The following is an 18,619-nucleotide window of genomic DNA, read 5'->3' on the forward strand; positions in this document are numbered from 1 at the left end:
CCCGCCGGGGCGAGGCGGCGATGGCGGCGGCGGCCACCCAGGTGGCGGCAACGGCCACCCTGCAACGTCATCTGATTGATGCCGTCAACTCCATCTCCGAAGGGTTCGTGCTGTTCGGCGGCGACGGCCGGCTGGTGGTCTGCAACGAACGCTACCGCGCCGCCTACCCCGGTCTGGCCGATGCCCTGCAGCCGGGCGTCACCTTCGACGGCCTGCTGCGCATCGCCGCCACCCGCGGCGCCTACGACCCGGCGGAAGGGCCGCTGGAGCCGTGGGTGCAGCGCCGCCTGTCGCGCCACCTGGAGGCCCGCGCCCCGGTGGACTGCCGGCTGTCCGACGGCCGCTGGTACCGCATCAGCGAGCACGCCACCGGCAGCGGCGGTGTCGTCAAGGTGCTGATGGACATCACCGCCCTGAAGCAGCACGAACAGGATCTGGCGGAAAGCAGCGCCCTATTGCAGACCACCCTGCAGAGCCTCACCCAGGGCGTGGCGGTGTTCGATGCCGACCGCCGGGTGGTGGCGTGGAACGGGGTGCTGCCGCGCCTGCTCGACATCGCCGAGGACCGCCTGCGCGGCCGCGCCCTGGCCGCCCTGCTGGGCGGGGCGCCGCTGCACCCGGCGGAGGGCCGCGCCGGCGCCGAAACCTGCGAGATCGACGTCACCGGCCGCCGGCTGGAAGTGCTGGTCACCCCCATGCCGCACGGCGGCTGCGTCGCCACCGTCACCGACGTCACCGACCAGCGCCGCCACGAGGCGGTGCTGACCGAGCTGGCGCGCGGCGTCGCCCCGGCCGGCGGGCGCGACTTCTTCCACGCGCTCGCCGACAGTCTGGCCCGCGCCCTGGATGCCGACGGCGCCCTGATCGCCGAGCGAGCGGGCGACTGGGTGCAGCCGGTGGCCGCCGTGCGCCACGGCAAGCCGGTCACCCTGCCGCCGCTGGCGGTCAGCGGCCACATGGGCGAGGTGTTCACCCACGGTCGCTGCCACGTCGGCACCCCCGGCGAGGGCATCGCCGCCGGCTGCGCCACCGCCGCCGCCTTCGGCGCCTGCGGCTGCTTCGGCCGGGCGGTGCCGGGCGGCGACGGGCGCCCCATCGGTCTGGTCGCCATCCTCAGCGACCGGTCGCTGCACATGCGGCCGAGTGCCGACGCCCTGCTCGACATCTTCGCCGCCCGCGCCGGCGCGGAACTGGAGCGCCAGCGGGCCCTGGCCGCCCTGCGCGACAGCGAGGGCCGCTATCGCCATCTGGTGGAGCGGGCGCCCTACGGCATCATCATGACCCGCGGCGGCCAGGTCCGCTTCGCCAACCAAGCCGCCCGCGCCCTGCTCGGCGGCGGTGGTGGCGGGGGTGGTGGCAGCGACGACGACGGCACCCTGCTTGGCCGCAGCCTCGCCGACCTGCTGGGCGCCGAGCCGCCGCCCACCGCCGACGGCGGCGGCGGTGTCGAGGCCATGGTGGAACGCACCCTGCCCGCCCCCGGCCATGGTCACGAGCGCCACATCCTCATCGGCCGCTATCCGCTGGCGCAGGAAGGCGGCGACGCCGACCTGGTGGTGGTGGCCGACATCACCGACCGCCGGCAGGCGGAACTGGCCCTGCAGCAGGCCCAGAAGCTGGATGCCATCGGCCAGCTGGCGGGCGGCATCGCCCACGAATTCAACAACATGCTCACCGCCATCGGCGGCTTCGCCCGCATGGCGGAGCGGGTGCCGGGCGATGCCCGCCGTGTCCACAACTGCCTGACCGAGATCATCCGCGCCTCCGACCGCGCCGCCGCCCTCACCGGGCAGTTGCTCGACTTCAGCCGCCGCCGCGGCACCGACCAGCCGGTGGTGCTCGACGTGGTGGAAACCCTGCACCAGCTGCGCAGCTTCCTGCGCCCGGTGCTGGGCGAGACGGTGGCGCTCGCCATTGAGGCGCGGGTCGACTCGGTGCGGGTGGAGGTGGATGCCGCCCGCTTCACCCAGGCCATCGTCAACCTGGCCATCAACGGCCGCGACGCCATCGCCGAGAAGGGGGCCGGCGGCGGCACCCTGGTGATCGCCGCCGACGTGGTCAGCCTGGCCACCGACCCCGGCCTGCGCGACCGCATGCCGTCGCTGCGCGGCGACCGCTTCGCGGTGGTGGAGGTGACCGACAGCGGCACCGGCATCGCGCCGGAGGCGGTGGACCGCATCTTCGAGCCCTTCTTCACCACCAAGGCGCAGGGCAAGGGCACCGGCCTCGGCCTGCCCATGGTCTATGGCATGGTCACCCAGGCCGGCGGCGGCATCGAGGTGGACGGCCGCCCCGGCGACGGCGCCGTCTTCCGCCTCTACCTGCCGGCGGTGGATCAGGCGGTCACCGATGCCGCCGCACCGGCCGCCGCCGCCCCCGTCGCCGACCTGTGGGGCACCGCCCTGCTGGCCGAGGACGAGGCGCCGGTGCGCGAATACCTGCGGCTGGTGCTGGAGGAACACGGCATGGAGGTGGTCGCCTGCGCCGGCGGCGAGGAAGCCCTCGCGGTGTGGCGGGAAGAGGCGGAAGGCATCGACGTGGTGGTCAGCGATGTGGTCATGCCCGGTCTGGGCGGCCTTGACCTTGTACGCGCAATGCGCGACGACAGGCCCGATGTGGCCGTAGTGCTGGTATCGGGCTATGCCGCGGCGGCGGAATCGCAGCTGGCGGAACTGGGCGACGGCGTCACCTTCCTCGCCAAGCCGGTCGATCCCGACCGCCTGCTGGCGGCGGTGCGGCAGGCGCTGGAGCGGTGAGGGGACACATGGGGGGATACGGATACACATGAACAAGGATGCAGCAGGAGCCGCCGGCGACGACGGCGCCGAACCGCAGTCGGCACCGGTGTGCGCCACGGCGGACGACTTCTACACCGCCGAGGCGCGGGCGCTGATGGGCCGCCTGCTGGTCAGCTGGCTGCAGGGCAACCACGTCACCCCGACGGAGGTGCTGCACCTGCCCCACTGGCAGAAGGCGGTGGAGAACGACCGCAGCTACCAGCTTGCCCTGCAGCACGTCGCCGACCAGCAGGCCCCGCGCCTGCGCCTGAAGCCGTCGCAGCGCATCGGCGAACTGGCCAATCTGGTCGGCGCCGTGCAGCGCCAGACCCGCGCCCGCCTGACCGAACGCCGCCCGCCCGAGGCGGAGCCCGGCCGCTTCTCCGCCCAGGTGGCAGCGCTGGCCAAGGCGGCCGGCTCGCCGCAGGAGGCGGAGTTCCTGGTCAATGCCGCGCTCTGCCAGTACCTCGGCGCCGGCCGCGACTGGGGCACCAAGGTGGAACGCCTGCTGGCCCTGTGGGAGGCGGAACCGCTCGCCGGGCCGGCCAAGGCGGCGGTGGACAGCCTGCTCGGCGAAGTCCTGCGCAGCCCCGGCGCCCTGCACGACATCGGCGAGCGGGTCGATCCGGTGGCGCTGGTGATCGAGGATGCGCTGGTCATGCTCGGCCTGCTGGGCGAGAGCGAGGCCCTGCTCGACCGCGACCTGCTGGACGGCAAGCCGGTGCTGCGCGCCCGCATGCCGGCGGTGGTGCGGCTGGCGGCGGTGCTGGCCGACGGCACCATGACCTGCGCCCGCGCCGGCCTGCTGGCGGCGCTGCAGCGGGAACTGGGGCGCAAGGATCACCTGCTGCCCGGCGCCGGCAGCAGCATCCAGGCCGCCGCCCATCTGGTGCCGGAACTGCAGCTGATCGGCCGGCTGGGCGAGGCGCTGAAGACCGACGGTCACACCTTCATCGGCGGCCACGCCACCGCCGAGGTGCTGGAGCGGCGGGTGGCGCGGCTGGTGTCGGTCGGCACCCTGCAGGACCTGCTGGAAGGCCGCACGGTGCTGGAAAAGGTGGTGGCGCTGTTCGAGCTGCAGCGCGTCGTCTACGGCGACTATGCCCGCCGCATCGTCGAGGATTATCTGCGCAGCTTCCTGGATGACCGCGACTTCCCCGGCCGCCTGCTCGACAGTTCCAAGACCCGCCTGAAGAAGCTGAAGTCGGTGGCGGAGGTGCAGCAGCTGGTGAAGGCGTCGCTGTTCCCGCCCGAGGACCGCAGCCGCTGGGGGGCGATGATGGATCAGATCCAGCTGACCTTCATCCGCACCAACCAGATCTTCGCCCCCTTCGAGAAGGACAAGCCGCCGCCGCAGAAGGTGCTGGAAACCCTGGACCTGTGCGCCGAGGGCGCCTTCACCGAGGGCGAGTGCATGAAGCGCGCCCGCGGCCTGCTCACCCGCTACGCCCAGCGGCCGACGGTGATCCGCGAGTTCCTGGCCGGCGCCGGCAGCAGCGCCGAGGGCGCCGCCCGCCTGATGGCCCTGGGCGAGAAGATGCGCCGCGCCGGCGTGCCCTTCGTCGACGTCACCCGCATGCGCGTGCTGGTGGTGGAGGACGAGGAAGCGGCCGCCGGCTACATCCGCATGGTGCTGTCGGACATGGGCGTCCAGTCGGTGACCTGGGCCCGCGACGGGCAGGAGGCCATGGACCTGTTCGGCGGCCATGAAGGCGACTACGACATCATCGTCTGCGACTGGATGATGCCGCGCCTGTCGGGCATCGACGTGCTGAAGCAGGTGCGCGCCGCCCGCCCCGACCTGCCCTTCCTGATGGTCACCGCCCTTGCCACCCAGCCGGCGGTGGAGGCGGCCATGAAGCACGACGTCACCGCCTACATCGCCAAGCCCTTCCCGCCCGAGCAGCTGGAGGAAAAGCTGATGGTGCTGATGAACCGCGGCCACAAGGGCGCCAAGGACGCCGCCGCGGCCGCCCGCAGATGACGAAAAGGGCGCGTCCCGCCGGCAGGACGCGCCCTTCTTGTCATGTTTGACCGCCGGGAAGGCGGGTCAGCCGCTCTTGCGGCCGGCCAGCCCGTCCAGGTCGGCGTCGGAGAAGTGATACTGCTCGCTGCAGAAGTCGCAGGTCACTTCCACCACCCCGTCCACTTTCATGGTTTCCAGCTCGTCACGGCCGAAGCCGCGCAGCGCCGCGGCCACCCGCTCGCGCGAGCAGCGGCAGCCGAAGTGGGGATGGCGGGCGGCGCTGGTGCGCAGGTCCTGCTCGTGGAACAGGCGGTGCAGCACCTGCTGCGGCGGCAGGTCGGCGGCCAGCAGCTCGCCGTCGGTCAGGCTGCCGAGCAGGATGACGCCGGTGCGCCACGCATCCTCGATGATCTCCTCTTCCTCCCCCGTCGGCGTGAACCCCGACGGCAGCGGCATGCGCTGCAGCATGACGCCGCCGGCCCGCCAGCCGGCCTCGTCGCGGGTGACGGCGATCTTCACGGCCGTCTCCAGCTGTTCGGAGTTGCGGAAGTAGGTGTGGGCGCAATCCGCCACCGTCTGGCCGGTCAGCTCGACGATGCCCTGGTAGCGTTCGGTATCCGGCCCCTGGTCCACCGTGAAGGCGAGGTAGCCGGACCCGAGCAGGCGCGGCACCCGGTCGCCGATGGCCGCCACACCGCCCGCCTTGTCCACCGCCGCCGCCAGGCGCACGGGATCGAAGTGGGCGACGCCGCGCACGTCGCCGCCGGAGGTGACATCCACCACGATCTGCGAGATCGGCCCGTCGGACCGCGTCTGCAGGGTGAAGATGCCGTCGTACTTCAGGCTGTCGGCCAGCGCCCCGGCCAGCACCACCGTCTCGGCCAGCATGGTGGCGACCGGGTCGGGGTACTGGTGGCGGGTGACGATGGTGGTCACGGTGGCGTCCAGGCGCACCAGACGGCCGCGGAAGGCACCGTGGTTGATGAGGAACGGAACGATCTGGTCGGTCACGACGGGGTCAGACACCAGGCAAGGATTCCCTTCTGGGCGTGGAGCCGGTTTTCCGCCTCGTCCCACACCACCGACTGGGGACCGTCGATGACCTCGGCGGTCACCTCTTCCTCGCGGTGGCAGGGCAGGCAGTGCATGAACAGGGCATCGGCCTTGGCGCCGGCCATCAGGGCGGCATTGACCTGATAGGGGCGCAGCAGGTTATGCAGATGGGCGCCGGTTTCGTGCATGGAAACCCAGGTATCGGTGACAACGCAATCGGCGCCCTGCACCAGGGCCTGCGGATCGCGGCCGAGGGTGATGGTGGCGCCGCGCTGCCGCGCCCATTCGATCACCGCCGCCGGCGGCTCGCGGCCTTCCGGGCAGGCGACGCGCATCTCGAAGCCGAACAGCCCGGCCGCCTGCACCCACGAGGTGGCGACGTTGTTGCCGTCGCCCGACCAGCACACCACCTTGCCGCCGATGGGGCCGCGGTGGTCCTCGAAGGTCATGACGTCGGCCATCACCTGGCACGGGTGGGTGGCGTCGGTCAGGCCGTTGATGACCGGCACGGTGGCGTGTTCCGCCAGTTCCCGCAGCTTGGCCGGGTTGTCGGTGCGGATCATGATGGCGTCGCAATAACGCGACAGCACCCGCGCGGTGTCGGCGATGGTCTCGCCGCGGCCGAGCTGGCTGGCGCCGTTGGACAGGTTCACCACGTCGCCGCCCAGCTGGCGCATGCCCACTTCAAAGCTGACGCGGGTGCGGGTGGACGGCTTTTCGAAGATCATCGCCAGGGTGCGGCCGGCCAGCGGGCGTCGGCGCTCCTCCGGGACAGCCCCTCGCTTGAAGTCCGACCCGAGCTTCAGCATGGCCCGCAGGGTGGCGGTGTCGAACTGGTCGAGGTCGAGGAAATGCTTGGGGGCTGTCATGGAGGTGGTCTCGCTTCAGCTTGCCGGGGACAGTTCCTTGCTGACCCGGTCCAGGATGTCGACGGCCGCGTCGGCCTCTGCCTCGCCCACGATCAGCGGGGGCAGCAGACGCACGACGTTGTCGCCGGCGGGCACGGTGAGCAGGCCGTGGCTCAGGGCCTTGCTCACAAAGTCCGTATTGGTGATGGCGGGGGCGAGCCGGAGGCCGAGCATCAGGCCGAGGCCGCGCACCTCCTCGATCACCGCCGGGTGGCGGGCGGCCAGCCGCTCCAGCCGGTCGCGCAGGAAGGCGCCGATCGCCTGCACGCGGTCCAGGAAGCCGTCTTCCAGCAGCACGTCGAGCACCGCATTGACCGCCGCCATGGCCAGCGGATTGCCGCCGAAGGTGGAGCCGTGGGTGCCGGCGGTCATGCAGGCCGCCGCCTTTTCGGTCGCCAGCACGGCGCCGACCGGGAAGCCGCCGCCGAGGCCCTTGGCGGTCGCCATCACGTCCGGCGTGATGCCGGCCCATTCGTGGGCGTAGAGCTTGCCGGTGCGGCCGTTGCCGGTCTGCACTTCATCAAGCATCAGCAGCAGGCCGTATTCGTCGCACATGGCGCGCAGGCCCTGCAGGTACTGGGCATCGGCGGTGCGGATGCCGCCTTCGCCCTGCACCGGCTCCACCAGCACGGCGGCGGTCAGGTCGCCGACGGCCTGGCGGGCCTCGTTCAGATTGCCGAAGCCGACGCGGTCGAAGCCTTCCACCATGGGCGCGAAGCCGGCCAGGTGCTTCTCCTGCCCGCCGGCGGCCACGGTCGCCAGCGTGCGGCCGTGGAAGGCCTGCCGCGCGACGATGACGCGATAGCGGTCGGAGCCCTGGCTCTGGTGATGGCGGCGGGCGATCTTGATCGCCATTTCCAGCGCCTCGGCGCCGGAGTTGTTGAAGAACACGGTGTCGGCGAAGGTATTCGCCACCAGCCGCGCCGCCGCCCGTTCCTGCCCCGGCACCCGGTAGAGGTTGGAGGTATGGATGACCTGCGCCGCCTGCGCCTGGATCGCCTGCACCAGATGCGGGTGCGAATGGCCAAGGCTGTTCACCGCCACGCCCGACCCGAAATCGAGGTACCGGCGGCCGTCGGTGGCGATCAGCCAACACCCTTCGCCGCGCTCGAAGGCGACGTCGGCACGGCCGTAGGTGGGCATGAGGGCGGGAATGGTCATCGCTTTCCAGGCCTCTGGTGGGGACACAAGTCCCTCGGAAAGCGGTGGACTATCCGGCCTCTGCGGGGGTTTGTCAAGCCGGACGGGAGGCTTGGGCCACCCGTCACGCCTTCAGCTTGTACCCGGTCCGGAACATGACGTAGGTCACCGCCAGCAGCACCACGTTGGTGGCGGCGACCACCGCCAGGCCGGTAAGCGGCATGGCGTCGGGGTGGCCGATGAAGCCGTAGCGGAAGCCGTCGATCATGTAGAAGAACGGGTTCAGGTGGGCGAGGAACTGCAGATGCTCCGGCAGCCGCTCGATGCTGTAGAAGGTGCCCGACAGGAACGACAGCGGCGTGACGATGAAGTTGGTCACCGCCGCGATGTGATCGAACTTGTCCGCCCAGATGCCGCCGATGAGGCCGAGCAGCGACAGCATCAGCGACGCCATCACCCCGTGATAGACAATATAAAGCGCATCATGCAGGTGCAGCTGCACGAAGAACGCCATCGCCGCCGTGGTCGCGATGCCCACCACCACGCCGCGGGTGGTGCCGCCGAGCGCATAGGCCGCCGTCAGTTCCGCCGCCGACAGGGGCGGCATCAGCACATCGACGATGTTGCCCTGCACCTTGGAAATCACCATCGACGACGATGTATTGGCAAAGGCATTCTGCACCATCGCCATGATGATGAGGCCCGGCGCCAGGAACTCGATGAACGACACGCCGCCGCTGTCCGGCACTTGCCGGCCGAGCGCCAGGGCGAAGATGGCCAGGAACAGCAGCGTCGTCACGATGGGCGAGGCGATGGTCTGCAGGTAGACCTTCACGAACCGCCGCACCTCCTTCAGGTACAGCTCCCAGGCGCCGCGCCAGTTGACGCGGCCCATGCGGCGGGGGCTGGGCGGAACGGTGGTGGGGGTCACGGCGAGGGCTCCTGGCTGGACTGTCTGCTGACGCGGCGGCGCGAGCCCGATAACATAGGCGGCATGACGGAGAAAATCACCCCACCCGCCGCAGCCGACGCCACCGCCGCCCGCCGCCGCAAGCGGCCGCGCAAGGTGACGGCGGACTACCTGGAGAATGCCGCCCTTTACTACCTGGAGCGGTTCGCCACCAGCGCCGCCAACCTGCGCCGGGTGCTGCTGCGCAAGGTGGAGCTGTCGGCCCGCGAGCACGGCACCGACCGCGACGACGGCGCCGCCCTGGTCGAGGCCCTGGTGGCGCGCTATCAGGCCGCCGGACTGCTCGACGATGCCGCCTATGCGGCCGGCCGCGCCCGCAGCCTGCACCGCCAGGGCGGCAGCACCCGCGCCATCCGCGCCCGGCTGGCCGCCAAGGGCGTCGCCGCCGCCGTGGTCGAGGAGGCGGTGGAGGATCTGTCCGCCGAGACCGACGGCAACCCCGACGTGGCCGCCGCCATCGCCTTCGCCCGCCGGCGCGGCTTCGGCCCCTTCCGCCGCCCTGCCCTCGGCCTCCGCGCCGCCGCCGCCGATCCGGCCGAGCGGCGCCTGAAGGAACTGGCGGCCATGGCGCGGGCCGGCTTCTCCTTCGACATCGCCGCCCGGGTCATCGACGCGCCGGACCGCGATGCCCTCGACGACCTGCTGGCCGGCGGCTGAAGCCGCGCACTGCGCCCGCACCGTCACCGTACCTTCACTGGACTGCGCCGCCGCCGCGCCCGATAGCTTCCGCAGCACTTCACAAGCACAGCGAGGGCTTATCCGGTGCGTATCGCCATCGTGACCGACGCCTGGTACCCGCAGCGCAACGGCGTGGTGCGCGTGCTCGGCTCCCTGCACGACCGCCTGGTGGCGCGCGGGCATGAGGTGCTGGTCATCAGCCCCGACCAGTTCGTCACCGTGCCGCTGCCGACCTACAGCGAGATCCGCCTCGCCCTGTTCGCCGGCCGCCGCGTCGCCCGCCTGCTGGAGGACTTCGCGCCGGAGGCCGTGCACATCCCCACCGAAGGGCCGCTCGGGCAGGTGGCGCGGGCGTGGTGCCTGAAGCGCGGGGCGCCGTTCACCACCGCCTATCACACCAAGTTCCCGGAATACGTGCACGCCCGCACCCGCATGCCGCTGCCCATGCTGCGGGCCTGGATCCGCCGCTTCCACGCGCCGTCGCGGGCGGTGCTGGCGCCCTCTCCCTCCGTCTTCCGCGAGCTGCGGGCGGAGGGCTACCATAACGTGGTGGAATGGAGCCACGGGGTGGATGTGGAGACCTTCCGCCCCGGCCCCAAGGATGCCTTCCCCCACCTGCCGCGGCCGCTGTTCCTCTATGTCGGACGGGTGACGGTGGACAAGAACCTGCCGGCCTTCCTGTCCCTCGACCTGCCGGGCAGCAAGGTGGTGGTGGGCGACGGGCCGAGCCGCGGCGACTACATGAAGCGCTTCCCCGACACCCTGTTCCACATCGCCAACGGCGACGCCGAACTGGCCGCCTGCTACAGCGCCGCCGATGCCTTCGTCTTCCCGAGCCGCACCGACACCTTCGGCCTGGTGATGCTGGAGGCGCTGGCCTGCGGCGTGCCCGTCGCCGCCTTCCCCGTCACCGGCCCGACCGACGTGCTGGGGCAGAGCGGCGCCGGCGTGCTGGACGACGACCTGCGCACCGCCGCCCTCGCCGCCCTGAACATCCCGCCGGAGCGCTGCCGGACGCACGCCTGCGGCTTCTCGTGGGAGACGGTGACCGACCAGTTCCTCGGCTTCCTGGCGCCCATCGGGGCGGCGGAGAGGCCTCGCCGGGCCGCGGTTTGATCGGGCGGATCGCTGAAAACCGGCAGGACTTCCAATTGGAGCGGTGGCGGGCCCGACGGTAGGGTGATGTCAGCGATCAGGACGGCCTCCCCGGCCCCCTCCCCGGCGAGCCCCCTGCATCGAGACGACCCGGCACCCGCCCGGAGCCCCCCTCCCCCGCCGGGCTCCACTTCCCCCGAACGGGCGGACGCCGGCCACGGCCGGGGGCGGCGGGCCTGCTCCGCCCTCCCACCCCGCGATCCCCTCCTCCGGGAGGGCGACCCCGCCGCCCCCGCGCCGCCGACCTTCCCGAGCCTGGACCGAGTTGCGCCGCCGGCTGAGCGGCGCCCATGCGCGTGCCGCGCGCGGGCTGCGGCCCGCACCCGCGTGGAGGGGTTGCCTCCGAGCTTCAGAATCGTGTTCTCAGAGGGGGCGCCTCGCGGAAAGTTCCCAGAATAGGCAATAGGCGCAAGACTTGGACACGCCCTGGCGTGGCCATCAGACCAATTTATAGGCCGCCCCCAAACGAAGCCGTAAGGTCGCGGCGGGGCAGATATGCCACAACCGCAACCACAAGGCGTGCCGCAAATAATATTATTCAACAGATCGGTTTTAGACATTTAGAGGGAGAGCATGAGAAACTAAGTCATCAAAACGTGCAGATTAACGACGCACGGGCATCTAAACTAGATCAGGCAGGCAGCCTATGAGCCACGGTTCCTTTATAACCACCGTCTTGACTGCGCTCCGCGAGCAAGCACCAGCAGGTAGCCTCTGCACGTGTGCAGACAGTCGCCCGAAAAACAAGCACTACCCTTCTTACGAATACCAACTGCTTTACGGGCTGCGGTATTTCGCTGCGTATTACCTGGAGTATTGTCATATCGTATCTGAACACCTCCTTCCTAGACTACCTAAAACCCAGTGCGACCCGTTGAATGTGCTCTCGCTCGGTTGCGGCCTCTGCCAAGACTACTATGCCTTAGCTCATTCCCTGACTACCGCTTTCATATACCGCGGTTACGATGCGGTCGCTTGGAAGGCCCTTGAACACCTGCCGGAGGCACGTGAAAACAGGTCCGTACACAATATCGCTGTTCAAGATATACCGGCCGGTGACCTTCACGCAGCTGATCTCGTGTGGCTTCCCAAGTCCATAACCGACATAGACGAGTCCGGAGCTGGCATTCTCAGAGGCTTTGCGCAAAAACTTGCAAAGACACACAAGCGGCGGGTATTCCTGGTGGTCTCATACGCAACTGCCGACGCAACGGAACCGGCCAGGACAGACTTAACAACAATAGTTCACGACACGATGATCCACGCAGGTTTCGGATGCGACGACGATCCTGCTTCGGCTTGCTCTTTCGGAGGTGACGGCATCGGACTGAGAACTTACTATCCTGATTTCGTGTATCCCAATGAATGGTTGAAACCTTGCGCTGAAAACTCCAAGTCGGAATGCACCGACTGCGACGCAAAAAGAAGCCCGATACTGACTACCGGAAGAACTCGCTTCTCGATCCTGGAGTATACTAGATGATCATAAGCGCCAGCCGCAGAACCGATATACCCGCGTTCTATACAGATTGGTTTATGAACCGGCTCGCGGCTGGATACCTTATGATTCGCAGCCCCTGGAACTATCGGAGCATACAGCGCGTATCCCTTCATCTCGACGACGTAGATGCGATCGTATTTTGGACTAGGAACCCACGACAATTATTGCCAAGACTGGCGGAAATAGACAGCTACGGATACCGTTATTATTTTCAGTATACAATAACAGGGTATGGCCGGAAAATTGAGCCATCGGTTCCGACCGCAGATCAAGCCGTGGAGACTTTCAAGAAACTTAGCGACTTGATTGGGCCCGAACGGGTTATATGGCGTTATGATCCGATTCTTGTCTCGAACCTATGCGACATCAGCGCCCACAAACGCCAGTTTGATACGCTCTCGAGGAGTCTGTCCGGCTATACTCGAAGGGTCGTGATAAGTTTTGTAGATTTATATAAAGGCACTGAAAGAAACTTGAAGAAGATAGACGGCTTAAATTATCACGATATCGTCGAAACCGAGTGGCACGCCGCAGAACTTTGCGCATTCATGAAGTCTATCTCCGTTTCTCGGGATATGGAGATCCAAACTTGCGCAGAAAAAATAGACTTAAGTGGCATTGGGATTAGCCATGGAAAGTGCATTGATGACGATCTTTTAAAAAGAGCCTGTGGCGTCATTGTCTCCAGCGAGAAAGACAGCGGCCAGAGAGAGGAGTGCGGCTGCGTTAAGAGCATAGACATCGGAACCTACAACAGCTGCCTGCATGGGTGCGCCTATTGCTATGCGACGCCGACGCCTACGAAAGCAAAAAACGGTTATCAGGCTCATGACCCAGAGAGCCCGCTATTAATAGGTAAGCCTGACGACCAAGACATCGCGTCTCTTGAGAGTAAAATGAGGCAGAGGCAATTACCGATATAGTAGGAAGCCCGCTGCGCGCCGTCATCCACCCTGGACGCTTCGACCTGAAAATGTGGAGGCTGGATGGAAGGCCGGTGGCAGAAGGGCGTCCAGCGTGACCAGGTTGGTCTTCAGCAACAGCCGGACTGGGCCGCCATGTACGGCTAACGATGCCGCAGCACCGGTGCAAGCGAGCTTCCAGATGCGGTCAAGGCAGATGCGCTGGCGCAGGCCCGGAGAAAAGGCGAGGACGGCGTCGCCCCGGCAGGTAACCGCGTCGTCGTACCAGTGCCCACCAGAGCGAACAGCGTCCGTCACAACAGGCCGGAAACCCGGAAGACCTGCGCCTCCCCCAGGCCCTCGATCTCCTCCGCCAACCGCTCCCCATCGAGACCGCCCGCAGCATGCACAGGCGCGCCGCCTGGACCTGGGTCCAGGCGTGGAAGTTCGTTTCGTACTTTGGTGTGTCGGGCATCGCGCGCCTCCGTTCCCCTGGATCGGTACGGCGCGCGGGGCCGGGGCCGTAGCCCCCTAAACCCCCATCAACCCGCGCGCGAAGTCCTCGGCCTTGAACGGCCGCAGGTCTTCGGCCGTTTCGCCGACGCCGATGAAGTGGACCGGCAGGCCGAAGCGGTCGGCCAGCGCCACCACCACGCCGCCCTTGGCGGTGCCGTCCAGCTTGGTCATCACCAGGCCGGTCACGTTCACCATCTCCTTGAACACCTCCACTTGGCTGTGGGCGTTCTGGCCGACGGTGGCGTCCAGCACCAGCAGGGTGTCGTGCGGCGTGTCGGGGTCCATCTTCTTCAGCACGCGGACGATCTTCTGCAGCTCGTCCATCAGGCCCTTCTTGTTCTGAAGGCGCCCGGCGGTGTCGATGAGCAGCACGTCGGCGCCCGCCGCCTGGGCCTCCTTCAGCGCGTCGAACGCCAGCCCCGCCGCGTCGGCGCCGGTGTCGCGGGCGATGACGGGGGCGCCGGTGCGGTCGCCCCACACCTTCAGCTGCTCCACCGCGGCGGCGCGGAAGGTGTCGCCGGCGGCGATCATCACGCTCAGGCCCTCGTCGCGCCACTGGTGCGCCAGCTTGCCGATGGTCGTCGTCTTGCCCGAGCCGTTGACCCCCACCACCAGCACCACATGCGGCTTCTTCGCCCGGTCGATGACCAGCGGGCGGGCCACCGGCTCCAGGATCTCGGCGATGTCCTCGGCGAAGGCCTTGCGGACTTCCTCGCCGGTCACGTCGCGGCCGAACCGCTCCTTGGCGAGCGAGGCGGTCAGCTTGGCCGCCGTCGTCACCCCCAGGTCGGCGGTGATGAGCAGGTCTTCCAGTTCCTCCAGCGCCTCGTCGTCCAGCTTGCGCTTGAGGAACAGGCCGGTGATGCCCTCCGTCAGCTTGCTGGAGGACCGCGCCAGCCCGTCGCGCAGACGGGCGAACCAGCTTTTCTTGGTGGCCGGCGGCTCGGGCTCGGGCTCGGGCGCCGCCTCCACCTCCGCCTCGGGCTCCACCTCCGGCTCAGGCTCAGGCTCAGGCTCCGGCAGGTCGGCCTCGACCGCCGCCTCACCGCCTTCGGCGGGCTGGTCGTGGTCGGGCAGGCGATGGTCGTCGGGGGGCACCTCGGGCGCGGTGGCGTCGGCGTCCAGCAGGGCGGTGACCGGCGGCCGGCCGGGCTCGTCGGCGCCTTCCCCCGCCTCGCGGCTGCCTTCGGCGGGGTCTTCCGGGCGGTCGGCAAGGGCGTCGGCGGGGCGGACCTCGGGCTCGTCACCGCGGCCGAACAGACGGGAGAAGAACCCCCGCTTCTTCGGCTTGTCGGTGTCGCCGTCGGAGCCTTCGGGGCGCTTCGTCTCGTCGGTCACGCGCAGGGGTCTCCCGTCAGGGTGTCGCCGTCGACGGCGGTCAGCCGGACGGTCACGATCTCACCGACCGGCGCCGTTTCCGGCAGCCGCACCGGCACGTAATGCTCGCAGTGGCCGTGGCCCGGTTCCTCCACCAGCACCCGCGCCATGCTGCCAACGCGCGAGGCGAGGTAGTCGCCCATCACCGCCGCCGCCTTGGCCCGCAGCCGCGCCGCCCGCACCTTCACCACGTCGCCGGGCAGCGCCGGCATGCGGGCGGCGGGCGTGCCGGGGCGGGAGGAATAGGGGAACACATGCAGGTGGGTCAGCCCCGCCTCGTCCACCAGCCGCAGGGAGTTCTCGAAGTGCTCGTCGGTCTCGGTGGGGAAGCCGGCGATGATGTCGGCGCCCAGCACCGCGTCGGGGCGCAGGGCGCGGATGCGGTCGGCCAGCTCGATCACATGGTGGCGCAGGTGGCGGCGCTTCATGCGCTTGAGGATGAGGTCGTCGCCGGCCTGGGCCGACAGGTGGAAATGCGGCATCAGGCGCGGCTCCCGCCCGATGAGGTCGAGCAGGTCGTCGTCCACCTCCACCGGGTCGAGGGAGGTGAGGCGCAGGCGCGGCAGCTCGGGCACGTTGGCGAGCAGCCGGCGCACCATCTGCCCCAGCGGCGGCTGGCCCGGCAGGTCCTGGCCGTAGGCGGTGATGTCGACGCCGGTCAGCACCACTTCCTTGTAGCCGTTCTCCACCAGCGCCCGCACCTGCTCGGTGATGCGGCCCATGGCGACGGAGCGGTTGGGCCCGCGGGCATAGGGGATGATGCAGAAGGTGCAGCGGTGGTCGCAGCCCTGCTGCACCTGGACGAAGGCGCGGGTGTGGCCCTCGAACCCGGACAGCAGGTGCTCGGCGGTTTCGCGCACCGTCATGATGTCGTCGACCAGGATCTGCTGGTTGAGGCCGGGCGCGTAGCTCTCCGCCTTCAGCTTCTCGGCATTGCCGAGCACGCGGTCGACCTCCGGCATGCCAGCCCACAGGTCGGCGTTCACCTGCACGGCGCAGCCGGTGACGATGATGCGGGCGTTGGGGTTTTCCCGCCGCAGCTTGCGCACCGCCTGGCGGGCCTGACGCTCCGCCTCCTTGGTGACGGCGCAGGTGTTGACGATGATGGCATCGCCCAGGCCGGCGGCGCGGGCGTGGTCGCGCATCACCTCCGACTCGTAGGTGTTCATGCGGCACCCGAAGGTGACGACCTGCGGGTCGAGGCGCTTGGTCATGGTCATGCCGGAACCGGGAGAAGGCCGGGATCGATCTGGCCGGCGAAGGCGGTGGCGACCGGGCCGGTCATCAGCACATGGCCGTCGGCCTCGCGCCATTCGATGATGAGCGGGCCGCCGTCGAGCATCACCTCCACCCGCCGGTCGGTGAGGCCGCGCCGCACGCAGGCGACGCCCACCGCGCAGGCGCCGGAGCCGCAGGCCATGGTGATGCCGGCGGAGCGTTCCCACACCCGCATGCGAACATGGCCGCGGTCGATCACCTGCACGATCTCGACGTTGGTGCGCTCGGGGAACAGGGGGTGGCGCTCCACCTGCGGGCCGACCGCCGGCAGATCCACCGCCGCCACGTCGGGCACGAAGAACACCGCGTGCGGATTGCCCATGGAGACACAGACCGGATCGTGCAGCGGCCCGACCGACAGGCCGGCGTTCAGGGTGTCGCGCGGCTCGGCCAGCGGGATCTGCTGCCAGTCCAGCCGGGCCGGACCCATGTCGACGGTGACGAGGCCGGAGGCGGCATCGCGCCAGCCGCGCAGGATGCCGGCGGCGGTGCGGATGGCGACCTCAGCCTTGCCGGTTTCCTCCATCAGCAGGTGGGCGACGCAACGGGTGGCGTTGCCGCAGGCGCCGGCGGCGCTGCCGTCGTCGCCGTTGAAGATGCCCATGACCACGTCGACCTCGCCGTCGCCGGGCGACAGGGTGATGAACTGGTCGCAGCCGACGCCGGTGCGGCGATTGCCGATGGCGGCGATGGCGGCGGCCGGCAGCGGGCGTGCGTCGGCGCGGCGGTCAACGATCACGAAATCGTTGCCGAGCCCGTGCATCTTCAGGAAGGCGAGCGGAGCGGTGGTCATCATGCCCGGTTTATAGGGCGCGCCACCCTCCAAGTCCAGGGGGCCAAGTCCAGGGGCCCAAGTCCAGGGGCGGCCGGGCAAGGCAGACCGGCGGCGGGGGCTTATCCGTGCCCCGCGCCGCCGGTGCTGCCGGCAAGGGCGCCGCCGGTCAGGCCGGCAGGGCGCTGCCGCCGGGATCGTTGGCCGGGGGCGGCGCCGCCGGACCGTCGCCGCCGGCGCGCGGCATCCCTTCCACCTGCAGGCGGGCCGGCGGGGCGCCGCCGCGCTTGTCCTCGCCGAAGTAGACGGTGCGGTGCGGGAACGGGATCTCGATTCCCAGCTCGTCGAACTTCTTCTTCATGCGGCGGTTGAACTCGCGGCCGGTGGACCACTGCTTGATGGGCAGCGTCTTGATGCGGAAGCGGACGATGACGGCGCTGTCGGCAAAGCGGTCGACGCCGATGACCTCCAGCGGCTCCAGGATGTTGACGGCGTGGTCCGGCTCCTGGCGCATTTCCTCCAGGATGCCCTTGCAGACCTCCACCACCTCGTCGGTGTCCTCGCGGTAGGCGACCCCGACGTCGAGCAGGTAGTAGCTGAAGTCCTTGGTCATGTTCGACACCTTGTCCACCGCCGAGAACGGGATGGTGTGGACGGTGCCGCTGAGGTCGCGCAGGCGGATGGAGCGCACCGTCATGCCCTCCACCACACCCGAGAATCCGCCCACCGACACCACGTCGCCCACCGACACGGCGTTCTCGAACAGGATGAAGGCGCCGGTGATGATGTCCTGCACCAGCTTCTGCGAGCCGAAGCCGACCGCCAGGCCGATGACGCCAGCACCGGCCAGCAGCGGCGCGATGTTCACCCCCAGCTCCGACAGCACCACCAGGCTGACGATGACGATCATCACCACCATCAGGATGTTGCGGGCCAGCGGCAGCAGCGTCTTGGCGCGGGCGGACCGCTCCACCACGTTGCCGTTGCCGTCGGTGCTGCTGAGGTAGCGCTCGATGGCGGAGGACGCGAACTCCCACAGGATCAGGCTGATGGTCAGCACGATGGCGATGGTCAGCACGGCCCCGGCGAAGCGGCGACCGGCATCACTGGTCAGCGCCTCCACCACGCCGACGCCCCACACCTGCAGGATGGCGCCGAAGGCGATGACGAACACCACCATGCGCACCGCCGTGTGCAGCAGCGGGGTATAGCGGTTGGCGCGCTTCTCGATGCCGGGGAAGCGGGTCTTCACGTCCTCGGCGATGTGGAACAGCTTGTCCACCCCGCGCGACAGCACGGTGACGGCGGCCACCGCCAGGGCGATGACCACGGCGCTGAGCAGGGTGGCGCGCACGATGTACTCGAAGCCGCCTTCCACCGACAGCGCCCACACCGCATAGACCGCGATGATGTAGAGCGCCGCCAGGATGTGCCAGACATCGGCGAAGCGCTCGCGCACCACCCGCCCGACGGCGCCGGTGCGGCGGCCGCGCAGGCGCCCGGCCGGAGCCGGCGCAGCCGTGGCCGGGCCCGGCGGCGGGCGCACCGGCGCCGGCGGGCGGGTGGTGCGCTGGCGGGTGGGGGGGGGCGCCAGCGGCCGATGGCCGCCGGCGGGCGCGGGCGCGG

13 protein-coding genes are annotated in these 18,619 nt (G+C 69.4%); 5 read left to right on the forward strand and 8 right to left on the reverse strand.

Annotated features, from left to right (window positions below):
- Both ABD056_RS20655 and ABD056_RS20660 read left to right on the forward strand, forming a co-directional pair.
- A partial coding sequence (locus ABD056_RS20655; RefSeq protein ID WP_343869874.1) for a PAS-domain containing protein occupies positions 1-2,756 on the forward strand: 2,756 nt, incomplete at its 5' end.
- Positions 2,757-2,784: 28 nt separating this feature from the next.
- Complete coding sequence (locus ABD056_RS20660; protein WP_343869875.1) at positions 2,785-4,761, forward strand: response regulator; 1,977 nt, start codon at positions 2,785-2,787, stop codon at positions 4,759-4,761.
- Positions 4,762-4,827: 66 nt separating this feature from the next.
- On the opposite strand, the gene hslO is transcribed toward ABD056_RS20660, so the two are convergent.
- From hslO to ABD056_RS20680, 4 genes are all read right to left on the reverse strand, one after another.
- On the reverse strand, positions 4,828-5,769 hold the full coding sequence (gene hslO / locus ABD056_RS20665) for an Hsp33 family molecular chaperone HslO (RefSeq protein WP_343869876.1): 942 nt from the start codon (positions 5,767-5,769) through the stop codon (positions 4,828-4,830).
- Positions 5,751-6,665: an ornithine carbamoyltransferase gene (gene argF / locus ABD056_RS20670; protein WP_343869877.1), complete on the reverse strand. Its 915-nt coding sequence runs from the start codon at positions 6,663-6,665 to the stop codon at positions 5,751-5,753. The genes hslO and argF overlap by 19 nt, the downstream gene beginning before the upstream one ends.
- 15 nt (positions 6,666-6,680) lie before the next feature.
- Entirely contained in the window at positions 6,681-7,865 is a 1,185-nt protein-coding gene (locus ABD056_RS20675; protein WP_343869878.1) for an aspartate aminotransferase family protein, read from the reverse strand.
- A gap of 103 nt (positions 7,866-7,968) precedes the next feature.
- Positions 7,969-8,739, reverse strand: a complete 771-nt coding sequence (locus ABD056_RS20680; protein ID WP_343869891.1) for an ABC transporter permease — start codon at positions 8,737-8,739, stop codon at positions 7,969-7,971.
- A 99-nt stretch (positions 8,740-8,838) separates the two neighbouring features.
- Here ABD056_RS20680 and ABD056_RS20685 point away from each other — a divergent pair, with 99 nt between their 5' ends.
- From ABD056_RS20685 to ABD056_RS20695, 3 genes are all read left to right on the forward strand, one after another.
- Positions 8,839-9,471: a RecX family transcriptional regulator gene (locus ABD056_RS20685; protein ID WP_343869879.1), complete on the forward strand. Its 633-nt coding sequence runs from the start codon at positions 8,839-8,841 to the stop codon at positions 9,469-9,471.
- Positions 9,472-9,576: 105 nt separating this feature from the next.
- The gene (locus ABD056_RS20690) at positions 9,577-10,608 is read left to right on the forward strand and encodes a glycosyltransferase family 4 protein (protein WP_343869881.1); all 1,032 of its coding nucleotides are present in this window, start codon (positions 9,577-9,579) and stop codon (positions 10,606-10,608) included.
- A 1,518-nt stretch (positions 10,609-12,126) separates the two neighbouring features.
- A complete protein-coding gene (locus ABD056_RS20695) occupies positions 12,127-13,071 on the forward strand; it encodes a DUF1848 domain-containing protein (protein ID WP_343869884.1) in 945 nt (314 codons plus the stop codon).
- Positions 13,072-13,581: 510 nt separating this feature from the next.
- Here the strand turns inward: ABD056_RS20695 and ftsY are convergent.
- The 4 genes from ftsY to ABD056_RS20715 form a co-directional block, all read right to left on the reverse strand.
- Complete coding sequence (gene ftsY, locus ABD056_RS20700; protein ID WP_343869893.1) at positions 13,582-14,538, reverse strand: signal recognition particle-docking protein FtsY; 957 nt, start codon at positions 14,536-14,538, stop codon at positions 13,582-13,584.
- A gap of 362 nt (positions 14,539-14,900) precedes the next feature.
- Positions 14,901-16,163, reverse strand: coding sequence for a tRNA (N(6)-L-threonylcarbamoyladenosine(37)-C(2))-methylthiotransferase MtaB (gene mtaB, locus ABD056_RS20705; protein WP_343869886.1), 1,263 nt, complete (start codon positions 16,161-16,163; stop codon positions 14,901-14,903).
- On the reverse strand, positions 16,160-17,017 hold the full coding sequence (gene dapF / locus ABD056_RS20710) for a diaminopimelate epimerase (RefSeq protein WP_343869888.1): 858 nt from the start codon (positions 17,015-17,017) through the stop codon (positions 16,160-16,162). Before dapF ends, mtaB begins: the two co-directional genes overlap by 4 nt.
- Before the next feature lie 145 nt (positions 17,018-17,162).
- The coding region (locus ABD056_RS20715) for a mechanosensitive ion channel family protein (RefSeq protein WP_343869889.1) at positions 17,163-18,619 on the reverse strand (1,457 nt) is incomplete at its 5' end.

Origin of the sequence: Caenispirillum bisanense (genome assembly GCF_039523075.1) — a bacterium.
GTDB lineage: Bacteria > Pseudomonadota > Alphaproteobacteria > Rhodospirillales > Rhodospirillaceae > Caenispirillum > Caenispirillum bisanense.

What these genes read in the sequence shown, in the direction of transcription:
- ABD056_RS20695 (WP_343869884.1), top strand. Translation starts at nt 12,127, where the DNA reads ATGATCATAAGCGCCAGCCGCAGAACCGATATACCCGCGTTCTATACA.
- argF (WP_343869877.1), bottom strand. Translation starts at nt 6,665, where the DNA reads ATGACAGCCCCCAAGCATTTCCTCGACCTCGACCAGTTCGACACCGCC.
- ABD056_RS20675 (WP_343869878.1), bottom strand. Translation starts at nt 7,865, where the DNA reads ATGACCATTCCCGCCCTCATGCCCACCTACGGCCGTGCCGACGTCGCC.
- ABD056_RS20680 (WP_343869891.1), bottom strand. Translation starts at nt 8,739, where the DNA reads ATGGGCCGCGTCAACTGGCGCGGCGCCTGGGAGCTGTACCTGAAGGAG.
- ABD056_RS20685 (WP_343869879.1), top strand. Translation starts at nt 8,839, where the DNA reads ATGACGGAGAAAATCACCCCACCCGCCGCAGCCGACGCCACCGCCGCC.
- mtaB (WP_343869886.1), bottom strand. Translation starts at nt 16,163, where the DNA reads ATGACCATGACCAAGCGCCTCGACCCGCAGGTCGTCACCTTCGGGTGC.
- ABD056_RS20660 (WP_343869875.1), top strand. Translation starts at nt 2,785, where the DNA reads ATGAACAAGGATGCAGCAGGAGCCGCCGGCGACGACGGCGCCGAACCG.
- dapF (WP_343869888.1), bottom strand. Translation starts at nt 17,017, where the DNA reads ATGATGACCACCGCTCCGCTCGCCTTCCTGAAGATGCACGGGCTCGGC.